The sequence below is a fragment of the Paraburkholderia sp. GAS448 genome, from assembly GCF_050435685.1.
Lineage (GTDB): Bacteria > Pseudomonadota > Gammaproteobacteria > Burkholderiales > Burkholderiaceae > Paraburkholderia.
Map to the genome: position 1 here is coordinate 1 of NZ_JBNDKT010000011.1, position 16,003 is coordinate 16,003.

Here is a 16,003-nt window from a genome sequence, read left to right on the forward strand (position 1 = left end):
TGCGGATTGCCCGTTGGCAACGTATCGCGAACATGGAAAAGGAATCAACCGGAGCACTCCTAAATGTCGGTTAAAGACTGTCAATTATTCTGCGCTGATGCCTACGCTCGCAGAAACGAAAAAGCCAGCCCGCTTTCAATACAGCGGCGGATGCGCTCGAAAACGGTCAGTCCCGACAGATTGGCGTCCATGCTGCCCCGCTCGTGCTTTGCGCGTGCGTCGTTAATATTGAACGTTGTACATCATATGTCGCGATGGCTGGCGGTCACGCGCGAACGCCTTGGCGACGTTCGTGTGAATGGCCGCAGAGTTCGCGTTTTGTCCGCACATCTGTCCGCATGCGGTGACCGTCGCGCGGCTCTGAGCCTGCGCCTTGAGCGCGAGCACCATGTGCGCCTGCATCTGGTTCAGGCACTCGCAGTGTGCTGCCTTGCGGGCGAACCGTTTGAAAATCATGTCGGGTGTGGTCGCTTGCGTTAGCAGCATCGATTCCCGTTTGAGATTCGTTCTCGCAACACATCGCACCGCACCGATTGCGCCGCAGCGGGCCACAATCAATGCCTAACGGGCTTTAGCGATCCTGGCCTTACTTCGCCTTACCAACCCTACAGTCAGACTTCCCGTTGGTCGATAGCTCGAGTGGACCAGCCATGCCCCGCACGACGGACAGCATCGCTAGATGCACACGGCGTCGTGCCCATTGTTCGCATGACTGGTCCGACAGCGCAGAACGTCCAACAAGGAAATCCATGTCGCCAGAATCGAACCTGCCCGTCTCGCCGACGGATTTGAAGCCGAACGCAACGACCCCGCCGCCGAAGAAGCCGCATGCGCCGGACGACAGTTCATCGACGTCGTCCGGAAGCGGGGACGCTCTGCTGGTGGCGCTCCAGCAGACGCTGCAGCAGTTGGGCATCGACCCGGACAGCATCCAGGCGGCCAGCACCACAGCTACAGGCTCGGGCACGTCGCAATACGGTTCGGACGGCACTGTTCAGAGCGCGCAATCAGGGACGGCGAAGACCGCAAGCCAGCGGTTCCTCGTGGCGTTATATCAGGCGCTGGTGTTTCAACACTCGCTCAGCACGCCTGCGCAGGACGGCAGCGACACCGGGGCACCCGACGCCGTCAGCGCGGCCTATCACGACCTTGGCTCGTCAATCGGGCAACTCGCAGCGACAGTCCGCTCCACGCTGCCTGATGTCGCCGCGTCAAGCGACGAATGGGACTGGCAACTCGACGATGTCACGACGTCGAATTCGCCCGATACGACAGGCGGATCGGGCGACAGCGCCGTCACGGAACTCAACGATGCGTTGCAGGCGTATGCGGCGCCCGCAGCGGACAACGCGGGCGGCATGGTGTCGCTCGCCGACGTGCTCGATGGTCTGAGCCGAGAAACGAAGGGCGTCAAATGGACACCGATCGGGCTGGTGGTCGACGTGACGATCTAGATCGCGCGCCATCGGGATGAACGCGTTGTCCTGCACAACCCTGTGTCATTGAAGCGTGTGCCATCGATGGATGCATCTTCGCAATCCGGCAGTCGCGGCCGTGCGACGCCAGCTTGAAAGAGGAGGGAAGAGCTTATGCAAATCGGCGACTCGAACACAGTCATAGAGCGAGGCAATGCCGGCTTGCCATCGACAGCGCGGCGGTCGATGACGGGCCCGGACCTGGCTGCGCAAGAGGAGAGCCTCAGTGACGAGATGGACGAGGCGGGTGCGGCAGTTGAGCCACTCGAGGCTGAGTCGCAGGATTCAGCCGTGAACATTTCGGCTGCGGGTGCAGCGGCGGCCTCCAGCGAAACCGGCGAAACCACCGGCGGTGATGCTGGCGACACGCCGCATCCAGACACGGCACAGGACGCGGGCGACGATCAGGAGGACCCGGTGAAGGTGTCGCCGGCCAAGTCGTTCACCTACGGTGCGCTGGGGCTGGAGCGGCCGGACATGCCAAAGGAAAACAGCAACGAGTCCTATACCGCGGGAAGGTGGCTGGCCGCGGGGCTCACAGTTGGCGGAATCATTTCCCTGTTCGTATGAAGAGGCATCCTGCGGACCCGTGACGGTGCCCGGACACTGCACCGGCCGCCGCCACGGTCTTCGCTTACTGTGCGGGCCCGCGAGGAGGCGCAGGCGGATGCTTCGCCAGCGCCGTCAGGTCTTCGTCGAGACTCGTACGTATCGTCGCGATCGCCTGATCTGCATTGGCCGGGCGCAACTGGTTGCGCGCGAGTGCGTCGTACACGTAGTGGCGGATCAGGGGATCCTGGGTTTTTTGCAGTACGTCGTGATACACCGTGTTCATTTCGCCTTCGCGCCCGCTCAGGTCATAAAGCCTTTGCAGATGTTCGAGATCGTTGATGACGGCAAAGCCCGGTCCCGGCGGCGCGGGTTCGTGACCCCGAGGGCCGCCGTCGATGTCGGGCGGCGGATTTTGCGCGAGTGCGGTGCCGGCTCCGCAGGCCAGCAGCGCGGCGACGAGAAGGGTCTGGGCAATCAGTTTCATGGCTGTCAATCGAAGCGACCGGCAATGTGCGGTCGGAAAATTGACGATAGCAAGGACATCGCCTCGATGGGTTACCGGTGCTGGTGCAGAGCCTTACCGGAGCTTCCAGTCCGACGGGGCAACCACGCGTGTTCTCCGGGAACGGAACAACCAGGAACGCCTGAACTCCGTGTCAGGCGCGCTGTCGCTCGTGCTTTTTTTGCAGGAGCGCGGGTGACAGGGGCGCCGCACGATTTATTTTTGACATGTTGCGATGCCGCATAACTCGTCTATAATCGGGTTATTACCTAGGTGTTAACACCTATAAATGAGTCCAGCATGAACAACGTCACTGCCGTCTCTGCCCCCGCCACTACGACCTGGTTTGCACGCGTGCGAGCCGCCCTACAGCACGCACTCAGTCTGCATCTGCAGACATGCGCGATCATTGCCGAAGCGCATCGCCGTCCGCAGTAAGCGCTGTCCCGTCGCCCGAAGGCCGCCGAAAAACGGCCCGGGCTTCATCCCGCCGTCCACCTCCCCATCTCACCCTCTGAAGTGGCGATCGCGCTTGCCGCGATTTCAACCAGTCCGCGGAACGACTCCTTCCTCGAACTCGATGCACGTGGCCACAACGACCCTCCTGCTGCGCCATCCGGCACAAGGTGCCGGAGGCGCCGAATGTCTGAGTACGTTTGAAGTGCGTTCGAGCCGTTCACCGCACTGCACAGACGAAGCTGCTGGCGTGGTCCACGTTTCCCTTGCCCAGATAGCGCGGAAAGCCCGGATACCGGCATAGCGGCCGCGAGCGGCCGTTCGTTGCAGCCGCAATATCCGTCGCGATCAGCGTCTCGGGTGACACGCCGTGCGTGACCCAGCTATCGAGCGCACCAAGCAGATCCGCCGAAGGAATGAACACGCCGCTGCCGTGCTGGAACCCCGGCACCATGTACAGCCGCATGAACGAATCGACCCGCTCGCGGCCGAAGCGATCGACGAGCGCATCGTGGTACGCGATCGTCTGGTTCGGGCTGATGACTTCGTCAGCGAGGCCATGCAGCGTGATCAGCTTGCCGCCGCGCGCGATGTAGCGGGTCAGGTCGGTGCTCATGGCGCCGATCGTCTGCGACAGCGCCACGACCTGCCGCTGATACCTGCCCGGATGCAGCACGTCGAATTTCAGCGAATCGAAGTTCGCGTCCCGGGTCACGAAATAGCGGATATAGCCGTCACCCTGGGCAAAGAGATAGCCGTTCGCGGCGATCGTCGGGGCCGGCAGGCGCAAGGGATCGTGCGCGAGGCCGAGCATGCCGGTGAACTGCGTGCCCTGGAACACGTTGTAGCCGCGATAGCGGTTCACGCCCCACGCGAGCGGGTAGGGCAGCGAGAGTCCGTCGCGCAGCACGGCGAGCGTCGCGAGTTGCTGGCTGGAGAGGCACAGGTCGTCGCCGGGCGGCCGCGTGTGGGCTGGGCAGCGCAGCGAGTCGATCACTTCCGTTTCATGCTCGCGACAGCCTTCGACGTCGCTCACGATGCCGTCGGCCACGCCATCCAGCCGGTCGCATACGTCGAGCGTGCGCTGATAGATGCGCTCCAGCAATGCCGGCGGCAGGAAGCCGCCTGGCGACGCGTATTCCGTCTGGCCGACCTTGACGCCCAGGAGCCGCACGCCGGAGAAGTTGAGCGCCGGCGAATTGGCGATGACGCCGTCGTAGTCGTCGGGGAAGCGTTGCATCGCCGTGTAGCCTTCGCGGCCGCCTGTCGAACCGCCGGCGAAATACGTATGCTCGGGAGGCCGGCCGTAGGCGCGTTCGATCAGCGCGAGTGCCACGTCGTGCGTCTTCTTCAGGTGCCCATAGCCGAAATTGACCACGGCTTCGTCGACGAGACCGAACACCGCAAGGCCTGAATTGCCGACATGGCCGGAATCGTCGCCGAACGTCACGTAGCCTTGCGCGAGCGGGGCACGGACCGGTGAAAATGGCATCACGCCGGTGCCGCTGACGACAACCCCGCTATAGCCGCCCCCGCCGATCTGCAGCGCCCGCCCGTTCCACTGGCGCGGCAGATTCAGATCGAAACGGATGTCGGGAGCGTTTGCCTTGAATGCCCGGATGCTGCCGGTGATCCGGCAGTATTCGCCGCTCTGGTTGAGAGGCGCGGTCGCGGGAATGATTGTGGCAGCATCGATCCGCGCGCCGCGCGTCGGCAGTGCGATCGTTTCGGCGGGCAGTTCGAGACCGGCGAGTTCCGCGCAACGCGTGGCAAGCGTCGGCTCCTTCGGCGCCGCAGTTGCGTCGACGCTGGCGATCGACAGCGCTGCGCAGGCGAGCGTCCGCGCGGTGAGTGTCCGGCCGCGGCGGCGCGTCATCCGCAGCCCGCTCCGTTGACGGCCGCCCGCGACTGATGCGCTTTCCAGTCGTTCGAGCCGCGCGCGATGCCGCCGCTGTGCACGAAGCGGGCGGCAAGCCATGCAATGGCGACGAAGTTGATCACACGATGCACCGACAGGTTTTGTTTGAGCTGGCCAGGCAACGGTTGCGTCAGCACGAAAAGCTAGACGACGGCGAACGCGAGCACGGCGGTAAGCGCGAGGCGGGTGAGCCAGCGCGCGGCATCCGATACATGGAAGCGTTCCGGAACCGGCTGCACGCGACACAGAATACCGGGCACGAACATTAACTGCCAGGCAAACGGATTGAAAGCCCAGTCGCGCACGTCGACGATGCTGAGGGCGGCGGCAAGCTGAAATCAGACTGTCAGCGTGCGGTAATCCAGCATGATGCAACGCATCTGCAAGTGTCTTTGTCCGACAGAGCTACACCCTGAACCGGCACGCAGCAGATCCTGCCGCGTCCTGCGATACTGTCATCCAGGTGCGCGCGCAATGGCTGCCCACGCCGCCGCGCAGTCTGCATTTCGGCCCCCATTACACAGCGAGTGAAGTCCCATCATGAAGGCATCGCGTCGCAGCTTTCTCATCCTTGGCGCAGGTATTGGTTCGTCGCTTGCGTTATCCGGCGTTGCGTTCGGCGAAGACGCGAAACTCAGCGAAACCGACCCGGCCGCGCAAAAGCTAGGCTATCGGGTCGACGCCGCCAAAGTCGACAAAACCCGCTTTCCGAACTTCGTCGCCGGGCAGGATTGCAGCAACTGCTCGCTCTATCAGGGCAACGCCGGCGAACCCTACGGTGGCTGCGTGCTGTTCGGCAGCAAGCAGGTCGCGGCCCACGGCTGGTGCAGCGCCTACACCAACTCGTAAGCAAAAGCGGGCAATCCGGTCGCCGTCGAATGCGATAATCGACGCTGCTGCCACCATGCATACCGGAGACGACCTTGAGCCGCATTGACAATCCCTCACACGATCAGGAGGCCGGGTGTGCCGACTCGACCCAGGACACCACCCGCATCGACGACGTCCGCATCGGTGCGGTACGTCCACTGATCTCGCCTGCGCTGTTGCAGGACGAACTGCCTGTCCCTCCCACCGTTCAGACGCTCGTCGAGAATAGCCGCGCGGCGATCGCGGATATCCTTCATGGCCGCGACGACCGGCTCGTGGCCGTGGTCGGCCCGTGCTCGATCCACGACCATGACCAGGCGATCGAATACGCGCACCTCCTGAAAGCGGCCGCCGACGCACTGCAGGAAGACCTGCTGATCGTCATGCGCGTCTACTTCGAGAAGCCGCGCACGACGGTGGGCTGGAAGGGCTATATCAACGACCCGCAGCTTGACGGTAGCTTTCGCATCAACGAAGGCCTGCGCCGCGCGCGCGAGCTGCTGCTCGAAATCAGCAGTCTCGGCTTGCCCACCGCCACGGAATTTCTCGACCTGCTGAGTCCGCAATACATCGCCGACCTGATCGCGTGGGGCGCCATCGGCGCGCGCACCACGGAAAGCCAGAGCCATCGCCAGCTTGCTTCGGGCCTGAGCTGCCCGATCGGCTTCAAGAACGGCACCGACGGCGGCGTTCAGGTGGCCGCGGATGCGATCGTCGCCGCACGCGCGAGCCATGCCTTCATGGGCATGACCAAGATGGGCATGGCGGCGATCTTCGAAACGCGCGGCAACGACGACGCCCACGTGATCCTGCGTGGCGGCAAGAAGGGGCCCAATTTCGACAGCGCGGGCGTCGAGGCAAGCTGCTCTGCCCTTCGCGAACTGGGCCTGCGCGAGCAGGTGATGGTCGACTGCTCCCATGCGAATTCGGGCAAGTCGCATCTGCGCCAGATCGAGGTCGCGCAGGATCTCGCCCGGCAACTGTCGCAGGGCGAACAACGCATCATCGGCGTGATGATCGAAAGCCATCTCGAAGAGGGCCGTCAGGACCTCAAGCCGGGGGTGCCGTTGCGGCATGGCGTGTCCATTACCGATGCCTGCCTGTCGTGGGCGCAGACCGCACCTGTGCTGGATGCGCTCGCGAGCGCCGTGCGCGAGCGGCGCGCCCGCTGACCATTGCCCGGTTTGTTTGTGCCCCAGCCGGCCGGGCCGTGCCGGCCGGGGCGGTTTCGCTGTCCTTTTCGCTGTCGTTTTCGTAGTGAAACTTCTAAAACCAGAATCAGAAGAGGTGAACAATGCAGTTGATCGGCATGATGGATTCTCCCTACGTTCGTCGTGTGGCTATTTCGCTCGCGGTGCTTGGTCTTCGGTTCGAACATCGGAGCGTGTCGGTGTTTCGCCAGTTCGACGAATTCGCGAAGATCAACCCCGTGGTGAAGGCTCCCACGTTCATCGAGGACGACGGCACCCAGCTGGTCGATTCCACGCTGATCCTCGACCATCTCGATCATAAGGTGGCCCCGGCACAGCGGCTGATGCCGCAAGACCCGGCCGCGCGCCTGCAGGCACTGCGCATCACCGGTTTTGCGCTGGCCGCGACCGAAAAGGTCATGCAGAACGTCTACGAACGCAACCTGCGGCCGGTGGAGCGACAGCACGAGCCGTGGGTCGAGCGCGTCCAGACACAGATGCACGCCGCGTTCGGCATTCTCGAGGAGCTGGTTGCCGGCAAGCCGGGCTGGCTTTGCGGCGAAAGGCTGATGCAGCCGGACATTACGCTCGCGGTCGGCTGGCGTTTTACGCGGTTCATGCTCGGGGATATCGTCGATCCGGCCCGTTATCCGGCGCTCGCCGCGTTTTCTGCCCGCGCCGAGGCGTTGCCCGAGTTTGTTGCGACCCCGCTCGAATGACGCGTTGAAGGGGAGAGGCCGCCGCCCGGACGGCCAGCGCGGCTGGGCAGCGCGGCGTGCCCCGGCAAGGTGCGGCCGTTGCGCCGCGCGGATGCCGCCAGGCGGCGCAGCCGATTGTTCTTCTCCGCTGACAAGTGACTTCGCGTTTTGCACGTTTATCTCTAGACATACCGCTCCTAGAATTGCTTCCATCGAATCGTTGGTTGCGGCGCGTTGCCGAAGCGGCGAAGCGCTTGAGGAGCAGACATGAGAGACCTGATCGAACGGCAGCTTTATCACCCGGCAGTGGTGCTGCCGATGGTGTCGCTCATGCAGCTGATGGTGTCGCTGGACTTCAATCTGAGCCAGGTGGGGCTGGTCGTCGCGACCAAAGGCGCACGCGCGGCGCTCGAACGCTCGCGCGAGCTGTTCTGCCACGTCCATTGCGACGCCTGAAAGAGCCCGGCCAGGTCTGACACCCGTCCGCGCGCGGCGCGCCACTGACATCTCACCACAGGAAACCACGTGTAATATGGCGCGACCCTTACCCCGGCTACGGAAGGTGTTCGATGCCCCAGCATTTCGACGCAATTGTGATCGGCACTGGCCAGGGCGGCGCGCCGCTCGCGGTGCGTCTTGGTGAAAATGGCCGCAAGACGGCTGTCATCGAGCGTGCTGCGTTCGGCGGCACCTGTGTGAACGTCGGCTGCACGCCGACCAAGTCGTATGTCGCAAGCGCCCGTACCGCGCATGTCGTCCGCCACGCGGCCGCGTACGGCGTCCAGATTGCCGGGGACATTTCGGTGGACCTTGCGCGGGTCAAGGCGCGCAAGGACGAGATTATTGGTCAGTCGCGCCGCGGCGTCGAAAAGTGGCTGCGCGGGGCAGACAACGTCAGCGTGTTGACTGGCCATGCGCGCTTCACCGGCGCGCACAGGCTGAGCATCGAAGCACGCGACGGCCAGCCCGCGCAGGAACTCGAAGCGCCCACTATCTTCATCAACACCGGCACGCGGGCGATCGTTCCGCCGATTCCGGGCGTTGAAGGCGTCCGCTATTTCACCAACTCGTCGCTGCTCGATCTCACCACGTTGCCGAAGCACCTGGCGGTGTGCGGTGCGAGCTATGTGGCGCTCGAATTCGCGCAGGTGTTTCGTCGCTTCGGCAGTCGCGTGACCGTGATCGTTCGCGGCGAGCGCGTGCTAAGTCGCGAGGATGCCGATTTCGCGAAGGGGGTGCAGGACGTCCTCCAGCGCGAAGGCGTCGAGTTTCGCTTCGGCGCCAATCCGGCACGCCTCGAGCCGCTCGGCGGTGACGGCACCGCTGTACGCATCCATTTCGCGGGCGATGCGCCGGCACTCGACGCCTCGCATCTGCTGTTCGCGACCGGCCGCCGGCCGAACACCGACGATCTCGGCCTGGAAGACGCGAGCATCGCGACCGACAGGCACGGCATCATTCCCGTCGACAGCGAACTGCGCACGAGTGTGCCGGGCGTCTGGGCGATCGGCGACGTCAACGGACGGGGTGCTTTCACGCACACCTCGTACGACGATTTCCAGATCGTCGCGGCCAATCTGTTCGAGAACGGCAAGCGCAGCGTCGACGGCCGGATCATGGCCTCCGCGGTATTCGTCGACCCGCCGCTCGCGCGTGTCGGGCTCTCTGAAGATCAGGTGCGCAAGTCGGGCAAAAAGGCGCTGATCGCGCGGATGCCGATGTCGCGTGTCGGCCGCGCGCGCGAGCGCGGCGAGACCGACGGTTTCATGAAAGTGCTGGTGGACGCCGACACGAAAAAGATCCTCGGTGCCGCGATCCTCGGCATCGAAGGCGACGAAGCGATTCACACGTTCATCGACATCATGGCCGCCGACGCGCCGTACACCACATTGCAGCGTGCGATGCACATCCACCCGACGATCAGCGAACTGATTCCGACGCTGCTCGATGGCCTGCGGCCCCTCGTCTGATGTCGATCCACTATCTCCACGGCGGCGGGGCGAAGGCCGACTTCGGCAACCTGTTCAGCGTCGATGGTCCGGAGTCGGCTGACGAACGTTTCGATACGCTGGCGGTAGGCAAGGGGGTGCGCATCGAGCGGATCGTGTCGACCGGGCAGGCGAGTCCGGAAGGCTTCTGGTACGACAATCCGCACGAGGAGTGGGTCGTGCTGCTGTCGGGCGAGGCGGCGCTCGAGTTCGACGGTGAGGCCGAGCCACACTCTATGCGGCCGGGCGACTACGTCCGCATTCCCGCGCATTGCCGCCACCGGGTGGCATGGACACATGCGGGTGAAGCGACGTTCTGGCTCGCGATTCACTACGAGGAAGCCCCGGCTGAGGCAAGGTGAGCCCTTCACCTTCGGTTGCGCAGCCGGGAGCGTTTCCTGGATTCGACAAACGTCGCTTGCGTCGCGGATAATCGTCGGCGCGGTTGTCGCGTGACGGCCGCTTCACGACAGGGGAGCCGGCAGATGGGCAAGGGACGCGTCGAAGCCTTCAGCGATGGTGTGATCGCCATCATCATCACCATCATGGTGCTCGAACTGAAGGTCCCGGAAGGTGTCGATCTCACTGCATTGCGTCCACTTATCCCGATCTTTCTGGCCTATGTGCTGAGCTTCATCTACGTCGGCATCTACTGGAACAATCACCACCACATGTTCCACGCCGTGCAGAAGATAAACGGTGCGGCGTTGTGGGCCAATCTTCATCTGCTGTTCTGGCTGTCGCTGCTGCCGGCAGTCACGCACTGGATCGGCCAAAGCCATCTGTCCGCATGGCCGACCGCGCTGTACGGCGTGGTGCTGTGCATGGCGGCTATCGCATACTTCATTCTCATGCATGTCCTGATCAACCATCACGGCCCGGACTCGCCACTGGCCAAAGCGGTGGGGCGCGATCTCAAGGGCAAGCTGTCGGTCGTCATCTATCTGGCGGGCGTCGTGCTGGCGTTCTTCGTGCCGTGGATTTCCGTTGCGCTCTATACGTTTGCAGCGGCGATCTGGTTTGTGCCGGACACGCGCGTCGAACACGTGCTGGAGTCTTGACGATGCTCGCCCTCAAACTGGCGCTCGTGCCCGCGTTCCTCGCCGCGTTGACTTTCGCCGGACGCGTATGGGGACCATCGGTCGCGGGGTGGCTGGCGGGGCTGCCGGTGGTCGCCGGGCCGATCGTGCTGCTGTTCGCGCTCGAACGAGGACCGGAGTTTGCCGCGCATGCGTCGGTGGCGTCGATTGCCGCGATCGCGGCATCCGAAGCGTTCAATTTTGCTTATGCATGGACGTGCCGTCGCTACGCGTGGCCCCTCGCGTTGATCGCGGGGCTGGCGGCATGGTGGTGTGCGGCAATGCTGCTTGCGCGCCTTCCGGTGCAATTGCCGTGGGCGCTCGTTGCCGCTTGCGCCGCTGTGGCGATTTCGCAGACGTGGCTGCCGCGTGTCAGCGGCGTGCTGCCGCAGGCGCGCATCGGGGCTGGCGATCTTGCGCTGCGCATGTTCGCCGGCGCGGCGTTGACAGTCGCGGCGACGGCGCTGTCGGCATCCATGGGCGCGGTGTGGAGCGGAATGCTGTCGGTGTTTCCGCTGCTCGGCATCGTGCTTGCGGTGTCCGCCCAGCGCGCGCACGGTGCGGGCTTCGTTGCGTTGCTGCTGCGCGGGATGGTGGTCGGGCGTGCATCGTTCGCCGCGTTCTTCATGGTCGTCATGGCGCTTTTGCCGCATGCGGGTGTACTGCTCACCTTCGCTTGCGCGGCGCTTGTCTCGATCGTGGTACAGGGTGCGACGAAGCGGCTGGTCGGCAGCCGGCGCGCGTCGCACACCGTGGCCGGGCAGGTTGAACTGGCCGAGACGCCTTAGCGCGCGAAGCGCTTTTTCACCGGCCGCATCAGGAACTGAACCGGATCGAGCACATCATGCCAGCACGTCCCACGATTTCCCGCATCGGACTGATCTCGGACACGCACAATCTGGTTCGCCCGGAAGCGCTGGCCTGGCTCTCGGGTTGCGACGCGATCATCCATGCGGGCGATATCTGCGGCCAGCCCGTGCTCGATGCACTCGCGCAACTCGCGCCGCTGACGGCAGTGCGTGGCAATAACGACATCGGCGCCTGGGCCGATTCGCTGCCCACGCACGCGATGCTCACCGTGCAGCAGGTGAAGATTTTCGTCGTTCACGATATTGCCGATCTGCGCGTCGATCCCCGCGCCGAGAGCATGGGTGTCGTGGTGACGGGACATTCGCACAAGCCGCTTGTCGAGGATCGCGATGGCGTGCTCTTCGTCAATCCGGGCAGTGCGGGTCCGAGACGCTTCAGGCTGCCCGTGTCGGCAGGCATGCTCGTGATCGACGGCGCGCGGGCCGAAGCGTCGCTTCATCGGTTGATCGAATGAACAACGGGCCAGCGCAAGGCTGGCCCGTTTCTACCTGCTCTCAGGCGCACGCGCCGCGATAACGCCGGTGCGCTGAGTGCCTCAAGCCTGCGCAGTCGCTACCGAGGCATATTCTTCGTCCATCTCCGCGGCTTCACGTTCGCCGCGCAACACGGCGTGCGCTTCCGCACGCGTCGCCACGCACGGACCCGAACCCAGCAGCGGCTTGCGCGCAGTCTCGCTCAGCGCGAGCACCGACACGATCCCGATCAGCGATGCGCCCATCAGGTAGTAAGCGGGCATCATCAGGTTGCCGGTCGAGTCGACGAGCCATGCGGTCACGAGCGGCGTGGTGCCGCCAAACAGCGACACCGAAATGTTGAAGCCGATTGCGAGCGCGCCGTAACGGATCTTCGTCGGGAAGAGGGCGGGCAGCGCCGACGGCATCACGCCGGTGAAGCACGACAGCAGCACACCGAGAATCAGCAGCCCGCAGAACACCGGCAGCAACCCGCCCGTGCGGATCAGCAGCAGCGACGGGATCGACAGCACGAGCAGGCCGACGCAACCGGCCAGCATCACCGGCTTGCGGCCGATCGTATCCGACAGGCGGCCGGCAAACAGCGTCATCGGCATCATCAGCAGCATCACGAGCAGCACGAGGAAGAGGCCGTGCGTTTCGTTGAAATGCAGCGTCGCCGACAGATAGCTCGGCAGATACGACAGCGCCATGTAGTCGGTGACGTTGAAGATCAGCACGAGGCCCACGCACAGCAGGAGCGGTTTCCAGTGCTGCGCGAGCAACTGGCGGAACGACTGCTTCGGCATGGCCTTGTCTTCGGCTTCGCGTTGTTCGGCCTGCTTGCGAAACGCCGGCGTTTCCTCGAGCTTCATCCGGATATAGAGGCCGACCAGACCCAGCGGACCCGCGATCAGGAACGGCACACGCCAGCCCCACGACAGCAGCGCGTCGTGCGACAGCGTCGCGGTCAGGAGCGCCACCGTGCCCGCGCCCATCACGTAGCCGATCAGCGTGCCAAACTCGAGGAAGCTGCCCATGAAGCCGCGTTTCCGATCCGTCGAGAACTCCGCGATGAAGGTCGCCGCGCCGCCGTACTCGCCGCCGGTCGAGAAGCCCTGCACAAGACGCGCGACGAGCAACAGCACCGGCGCGAAGATGCCGATCGTCGCGTAGCTCGGGATCAGGCCGATCGCGAAAGTGCCGAGCGCCATCATGATCATCGTCATCGCGAGTACGCGCTGACGTCCGATGCGGTCGCCGAGCGGTCCGAACACCATGCCGCCCACCGGCCGTACGAGAAACGCCGCGGCAAACGTGCCGAAGGTCGCGATCAGCTGCGCGGACGGGCTGCTCGACGGGAAGAACACCTTGCCGAGCGTGACGGCGATGTAGCTGTACACGCCGAAGTCGAACCATTCCATCGCGTTGCCGAGCGCCATTGCGCCGACGGCTCGCTTCAGGAGGGATTTGTCGACGATCGTGATGTCGTCGAGGGTGAGGCTGTGTTCTTTTTTGTGATGTCGCCAGAAGCCGTTGCTGGAAGCGGTCAAGGTTGATACTCCAATGACTGCGGCTGAAACGCATGAGCGATCCGCCACGGTTGCCGGGAAAGTGCAGTTTCGCGAAAACGACGCGGACGGCTCCGTCGCCAGTCGATGATCGATAGCCATGTGGCAGCCATCGACCCCGTTCGGAACGGAAAAGAAACGTCCGTGCCTCGCGAAGATCGTCGCGAAAGTGCACTCGTTCGAGTTGCTGCTGACTGTTGCACCTGCGTGGCCGTGGAAGGGGGGCAGATGCATGAGGACGCTGACCAGACCGGGGGTCCGCCTGCGCCGCTGAACGGCTTGAAACGAAAAAGGCCGGTGATTTATCGCGATGTCATGCGACGTGACCGACAAGCCCTCTTGTATAAAAACTATTCAACCCGTCGCCTGCAGCGTGCCATAGGCAAACCGCGAGGCTGTCGAATTGAATGCGAATGAAGGTGAATTGCTGTTGAAACGATGCACATCGTAGCACGATGCCGGTGGATCGTGCAAACCGGGGTCTTGGGCGGAGTGCGGCTGGCCTTGCTCAATCCCACGGCTGGCGTGGGATCCGGCGGATTGTGCAGGATTGAAAAGGGTGCTGAAAACGGCCCGGCTGGAGGGGCGGTGGGGGCAAAAAAAATCCGCGCAACCTGCGCGGACCTGACCTCGAACGTGCCCAGAAGCGCCGGGATCAGCCTTGCGACGGCGGCACGTAACCCGAAGCCTGATCGGCACCTTCGCCGAAGAAGAACTTCTCGGTCTGCTTCATCAGATACTGGCGGGCGCGCGGATCGGCCATGTTCAGGCGGTTTTCGTTGATCAGCATCGTTTGCTGCTTGAGCCACGCCTGCCAGGCTTCCTTCGAAATGCTTTCGTAAATGCGCTTGCCAAGTTCGCCGGGCAGCGGCGGGAAATCGAGGCCTTCGGCTTCCTTGCCGAGCTTTGCGCATTGAACCGTACGAGTCATGCTGTGCTTCTCCTGTAATCGATATGTGGGGCGGCAGTCGCTTGATATGGGGACGCTCAGAGCTGTTTCATCAGCACGAGCGACTTGCGCTGCCAGTTATAGAGACGGCGGCGGTCTTCGGGCAGGTCGTCGACCGTTGCCTTCACGAAGCCGCGCTTCAGGAACCAGTGTTCGGTGCGCGTCGTCAGCACGAAGATGCGCGTGAGGCCGCGCGCCCGGGCGCGCTGTTCGATGCGTTTGAGCAGCCGTTCGCCGTCGCCGGAGCCTTGCGCCTCCGGCGCGACCGTCAGGCATGCCATCTCGCCGATGCGCTCCTGCGTGTACGGATAGAGCGCCGCGCAGCCAAACAGCACGCCATCGTGCTCGATGACCGAAAAGTGATCGATGTCGCGTTCGATCTGGTGGCGGCCGCGCCGCACCAGCGTGCCGTCCGATTCGAGCGGCTCGATCAGCGTCAGGATGCCGCCGACGTCGTCCGGCGTCGCTTCGCGCAGGCTTTCGAGGTTCTCGTACGAGATCATCGTGCCGACGCCATCGTGCAGGAACAGTTCGAGCAGCAGGCTGCCGTCGAGCGCGTAGGGCACGATGTGCGCCCGCGCCACGCCGCCACGGCAGGCGCGGATGGAGTGCTTCAGGTAGAAGGCCTCGTCGCCTTGCAGCTCACCGCTTTCGTGCAGCTTGTAGGCGTCGTCGAGCGAGAGCTCACGGATGAGCGACCCGCTTTCGTCCATCAGGCCGGGCGTTTCGGTGAGGAACACGATCTTGTCGGCGCGCAGCGCAATCGCCGCAGCCGAAGCAACGTCTTCCATCGCCAGATTGAACGCTTCGCCGGTGGGCGAGAAGCCGAGCGGCGAAAGCAGCACGAGCTTGCGGCTCGCGAGCGAATGACGGATCGAATCCGCGTCGATCTTGCGCACGACACCGGTGTGCGCGAAATCGACGCCGTCCAGAATGCCGACCGGCCGCGCCGTCACGAAGTTGCCCGACACGACGCTGATGTGCGCGTGCGCCATCGGCGTGTTCGGCAAGCCCTGGCTGATCGCGGCCTCGATGTCGAGACGCACTTCGCCGGCGGCTTCCTTCGCGGATTCGAGCGCGCGGGCGTCGGTGATGCGCATGCCGTGCGAGAACTCCGATTCCACGCCGTGCAGGCTCATCTGCTCTTCGACCTGCGGTCGCGAGCCGTGGACGAGCACGATCTGGATGCCCATCGCCTGCAATAGCGCGATGTCGGAGACGAGCGCATTCAGCAGGCCCTGATGGACCACTTCGCCGCCGAATCCGACGACAAACGTCTTGTTGCGGAACGCGTGAATATAAGGCGCGACCGAACGCATCCAGTCGACGAATTGCGCATGCTGTGCGAGGTTTTCCGTGGCGCCGGACGTGGCCGGAGCGCTCGCGGGCGTGGGGACGAGGTCGGTTTGGGAATTCATGCCGGGATTATAATG

18 protein-coding genes and 1 pseudogene are annotated in these 16,003 nt (G+C 63.9%); 12 read left to right on the forward strand and 7 right to left on the reverse strand.

The genetic code is table 11. From position 1 onward, the window contains the following. Window positions 1-222: 222 nt before the first annotated feature. Complete coding sequence (locus P3T23_RS20545; protein WP_429317974.1) at window positions 223-486, reverse strand: hypothetical protein; 264 nt, start codon at window positions 484-486, stop codon at window positions 223-225. Window positions 487-749: 263 nt separating this feature from the next. Between P3T23_RS20545 and P3T23_RS20550 the strand changes: the two genes are divergently transcribed. Both P3T23_RS20550 and P3T23_RS20555 read left to right on the forward strand, forming a co-directional pair. Further along, a complete protein-coding gene (locus tag P3T23_RS20550; protein WP_429317975.1) occupies window positions 750-1,454 on the forward strand; it encodes a hypothetical protein in 705 nt (234 codons plus the stop codon). Between the two features lie 135 nt (window positions 1,455-1,589). Continuing rightward, window positions 1,590-2,045, forward strand: a complete 456-nt coding sequence (locus P3T23_RS20555; protein WP_429317976.1) for a hypothetical protein — start codon at window positions 1,590-1,592, stop codon at window positions 2,043-2,045. Window positions 2,046-2,109: 64 nt separating this feature from the next. Here the strand turns inward: P3T23_RS20555 and P3T23_RS20560 are convergent, their stop codons facing one another. After that, the gene (locus P3T23_RS20560; RefSeq protein WP_429317977.1) at window positions 2,110-2,511 is read right to left on the reverse strand and encodes a hypothetical protein; all 402 of its coding nucleotides are present in this window, start codon (window positions 2,509-2,511) and stop codon (window positions 2,110-2,112) included. A 318-nt stretch (window positions 2,512-2,829) separates the two neighbouring features. Between P3T23_RS20560 and P3T23_RS20565 the strand changes: the two genes are divergently transcribed. Continuing rightward, complete coding sequence (locus P3T23_RS20565) at window positions 2,830-2,967, forward strand: hypothetical protein (protein WP_429317978.1); 138 nt, start codon at window positions 2,830-2,832, stop codon at window positions 2,965-2,967. 238 nt (window positions 2,968-3,205) lie between these two features. On the opposite strand, the gene P3T23_RS20570 is transcribed toward P3T23_RS20565, so the two are convergent. Further along, window positions 3,206-4,861 carry a tannase/feruloyl esterase family alpha/beta hydrolase gene (locus P3T23_RS20570; protein ID WP_429317979.1) on the reverse strand — a complete coding sequence of 552 codons (1,656 nt, stop codon included), beginning with the start codon at window positions 4,859-4,861 and terminating at the stop codon, window positions 3,206-3,208. Between the two features lie 17 nt (window positions 4,862-4,878). After that, a pseudogene (gene opgC / locus P3T23_RS20575) lies at window positions 4,879-5,235 on the reverse strand (OpgC domain-containing protein); the annotation flags it as partial. A 208-nt stretch (window positions 5,236-5,443) separates the two neighbouring features. Here opgC and P3T23_RS20580 point away from each other — a divergent pair. The 9 genes from P3T23_RS20580 (at window position 5,444) to P3T23_RS20620 (ending at window position 12,052) form a co-directional block, all read left to right on the forward strand. Further along, window positions 5,444-5,752, forward strand: coding sequence for a high-potential iron-sulfur protein (locus P3T23_RS20580; protein ID WP_429317980.1), 309 nt, complete (start codon window positions 5,444-5,446; stop codon window positions 5,750-5,752). A 74-nt stretch (window positions 5,753-5,826) separates the two neighbouring features. After that, window positions 5,827-6,945 (forward strand): 3-deoxy-7-phosphoheptulonate synthase, encoded by a 1,119-nt coding sequence (locus P3T23_RS20585; protein WP_429317981.1) that lies wholly within the window; start codon window positions 5,827-5,829, stop codon window positions 6,943-6,945. Window positions 6,946-7,067: 122 nt separating this feature from the next. Then, window positions 7,068-7,682 (forward strand): glutathione S-transferase family protein, encoded by a 615-nt coding sequence (locus tag P3T23_RS20590; RefSeq protein WP_429317982.1) that lies wholly within the window; start codon window positions 7,068-7,070, stop codon window positions 7,680-7,682. Window positions 7,683-7,928: 246 nt separating this feature from the next. Beyond that, window positions 7,929-8,117 (forward strand): hypothetical protein, encoded by a 189-nt coding sequence (locus tag P3T23_RS20595; RefSeq protein WP_429317983.1) that lies wholly within the window; start codon window positions 7,929-7,931, stop codon window positions 8,115-8,117. Between the two features lie 113 nt (window positions 8,118-8,230). Continuing rightward, window positions 8,231-9,631, forward strand: coding sequence for an FAD-containing oxidoreductase (locus P3T23_RS20600; RefSeq protein ID WP_429317984.1), 1,401 nt, complete (start codon window positions 8,231-8,233; stop codon window positions 9,629-9,631). Continuing rightward, window positions 9,631-10,011: a cupin domain-containing protein gene (locus tag P3T23_RS20605; RefSeq protein WP_429317985.1), complete on the forward strand. Its 381-nt coding sequence runs from the start codon at window positions 9,631-9,633 to the stop codon at window positions 10,009-10,011. Before P3T23_RS20600 ends, P3T23_RS20605 begins: the two co-directional genes overlap by 1 nt. A 123-nt stretch (window positions 10,012-10,134) precedes the next feature. Further along, complete coding sequence (locus P3T23_RS20610) at window positions 10,135-10,710, forward strand: TMEM175 family protein (protein ID WP_429317986.1); 576 nt, start codon at window positions 10,135-10,137, stop codon at window positions 10,708-10,710. 2 nt (window positions 10,711-10,712) lie between these two features. After that, a complete protein-coding gene (locus P3T23_RS20615; protein WP_429317987.1) occupies window positions 10,713-11,516 on the forward strand; it encodes a hypothetical protein in 804 nt (267 codons plus the stop codon). A 56-nt stretch (window positions 11,517-11,572) separates the two neighbouring features. Continuing rightward, entirely contained in the window at window positions 11,573-12,052 is a 480-nt protein-coding gene (locus tag P3T23_RS20620) for a metallophosphoesterase family protein (RefSeq protein WP_429317988.1), read from the forward strand. A gap of 81 nt (window positions 12,053-12,133) precedes the next feature. On the opposite strand, the gene proP is transcribed toward P3T23_RS20620, so the two are convergent. The 3 genes from proP to argA form a co-directional block, all read right to left on the reverse strand. Continuing rightward, a complete protein-coding gene (gene proP, locus P3T23_RS20625; protein ID WP_429317989.1) occupies window positions 12,134-13,603 on the reverse strand; it encodes a glycine betaine/L-proline transporter ProP in 1,470 nt (489 codons plus the stop codon). A 673-nt stretch (window positions 13,604-14,276) separates the two neighbouring features. Continuing rightward, window positions 14,277-14,552 carry an oxidative damage protection protein gene (locus P3T23_RS20630; protein ID WP_133662708.1) on the reverse strand — a complete coding sequence of 92 codons (276 nt, stop codon included), beginning with the start codon at window positions 14,550-14,552 and terminating at the stop codon, window positions 14,277-14,279. Between the two features lie 56 nt (window positions 14,553-14,608). Next, complete coding sequence (argA, locus tag P3T23_RS20635; protein WP_429317990.1) at window positions 14,609-15,988, reverse strand: amino-acid N-acetyltransferase; 1,380 nt, start codon at window positions 15,986-15,988, stop codon at window positions 14,609-14,611. Between the last annotated feature and the right edge of the window lie 15 nt (window positions 15,989-16,003).

Coding starts and splice junctions, on each gene's coding strand:
- P3T23_RS20570 (WP_429317979.1), bottom strand. CDS start 4,861: ATGACGCGCCGCCGCGGCCGGACACTCACCGCGCGGACGCTCGCCTGC.
- P3T23_RS20605 (WP_429317985.1), top strand. CDS start 9,631: ATGTCGATCCACTATCTCCACGGCGGCGGGGCGAAGGCCGACTTCGGC.
- P3T23_RS20590 (WP_429317982.1), top strand. CDS start 7,068: ATGCAGTTGATCGGCATGATGGATTCTCCCTACGTTCGTCGTGTGGCT.
- argA (WP_429317990.1), bottom strand. CDS start 15,988: ATGAATTCCCAAACCGACCTCGTCCCCACGCCCGCGAGCGCTCCGGCC.
- P3T23_RS20545 (WP_429317974.1), bottom strand. CDS start 486: ATGCTGCTAACGCAAGCGACCACACCCGACATGATTTTCAAACGGTTC.
- P3T23_RS20565 (WP_429317978.1), top strand. CDS start 2,830: ATGAACAACGTCACTGCCGTCTCTGCCCCCGCCACTACGACCTGGTTT.
- P3T23_RS20620 (WP_429317988.1), top strand. CDS start 11,573: ATGCCAGCACGTCCCACGATTTCCCGCATCGGACTGATCTCGGACACG.
- P3T23_RS20550 (WP_429317975.1), top strand. CDS start 750: ATGTCGCCAGAATCGAACCTGCCCGTCTCGCCGACGGATTTGAAGCCG.
- P3T23_RS20630 (WP_133662708.1), bottom strand. CDS start 14,552: ATGACTCGTACGGTTCAATGCGCAAAGCTCGGCAAGGAAGCCGAAGGC.
- P3T23_RS20600 (WP_429317984.1), top strand. CDS start 8,231: ATGCCCCAGCATTTCGACGCAATTGTGATCGGCACTGGCCAGGGCGGC.
- P3T23_RS20595 (WP_429317983.1), top strand. CDS start 7,929: ATGAGAGACCTGATCGAACGGCAGCTTTATCACCCGGCAGTGGTGCTG.
- P3T23_RS20580 (WP_429317980.1), top strand. CDS start 5,444: ATGAAGGCATCGCGTCGCAGCTTTCTCATCCTTGGCGCAGGTATTGGT.
- P3T23_RS20555 (WP_429317976.1), top strand. CDS start 1,590: ATGCAAATCGGCGACTCGAACACAGTCATAGAGCGAGGCAATGCCGGC.
- P3T23_RS20560 (WP_429317977.1), bottom strand. CDS start 2,511: ATGAAACTGATTGCCCAGACCCTTCTCGTCGCCGCGCTGCTGGCCTGC.
- P3T23_RS20615 (WP_429317987.1), top strand. CDS start 10,713: ATGCTCGCCCTCAAACTGGCGCTCGTGCCCGCGTTCCTCGCCGCGTTG.
- P3T23_RS20610 (WP_429317986.1), top strand. CDS start 10,135: ATGGGCAAGGGACGCGTCGAAGCCTTCAGCGATGGTGTGATCGCCATC.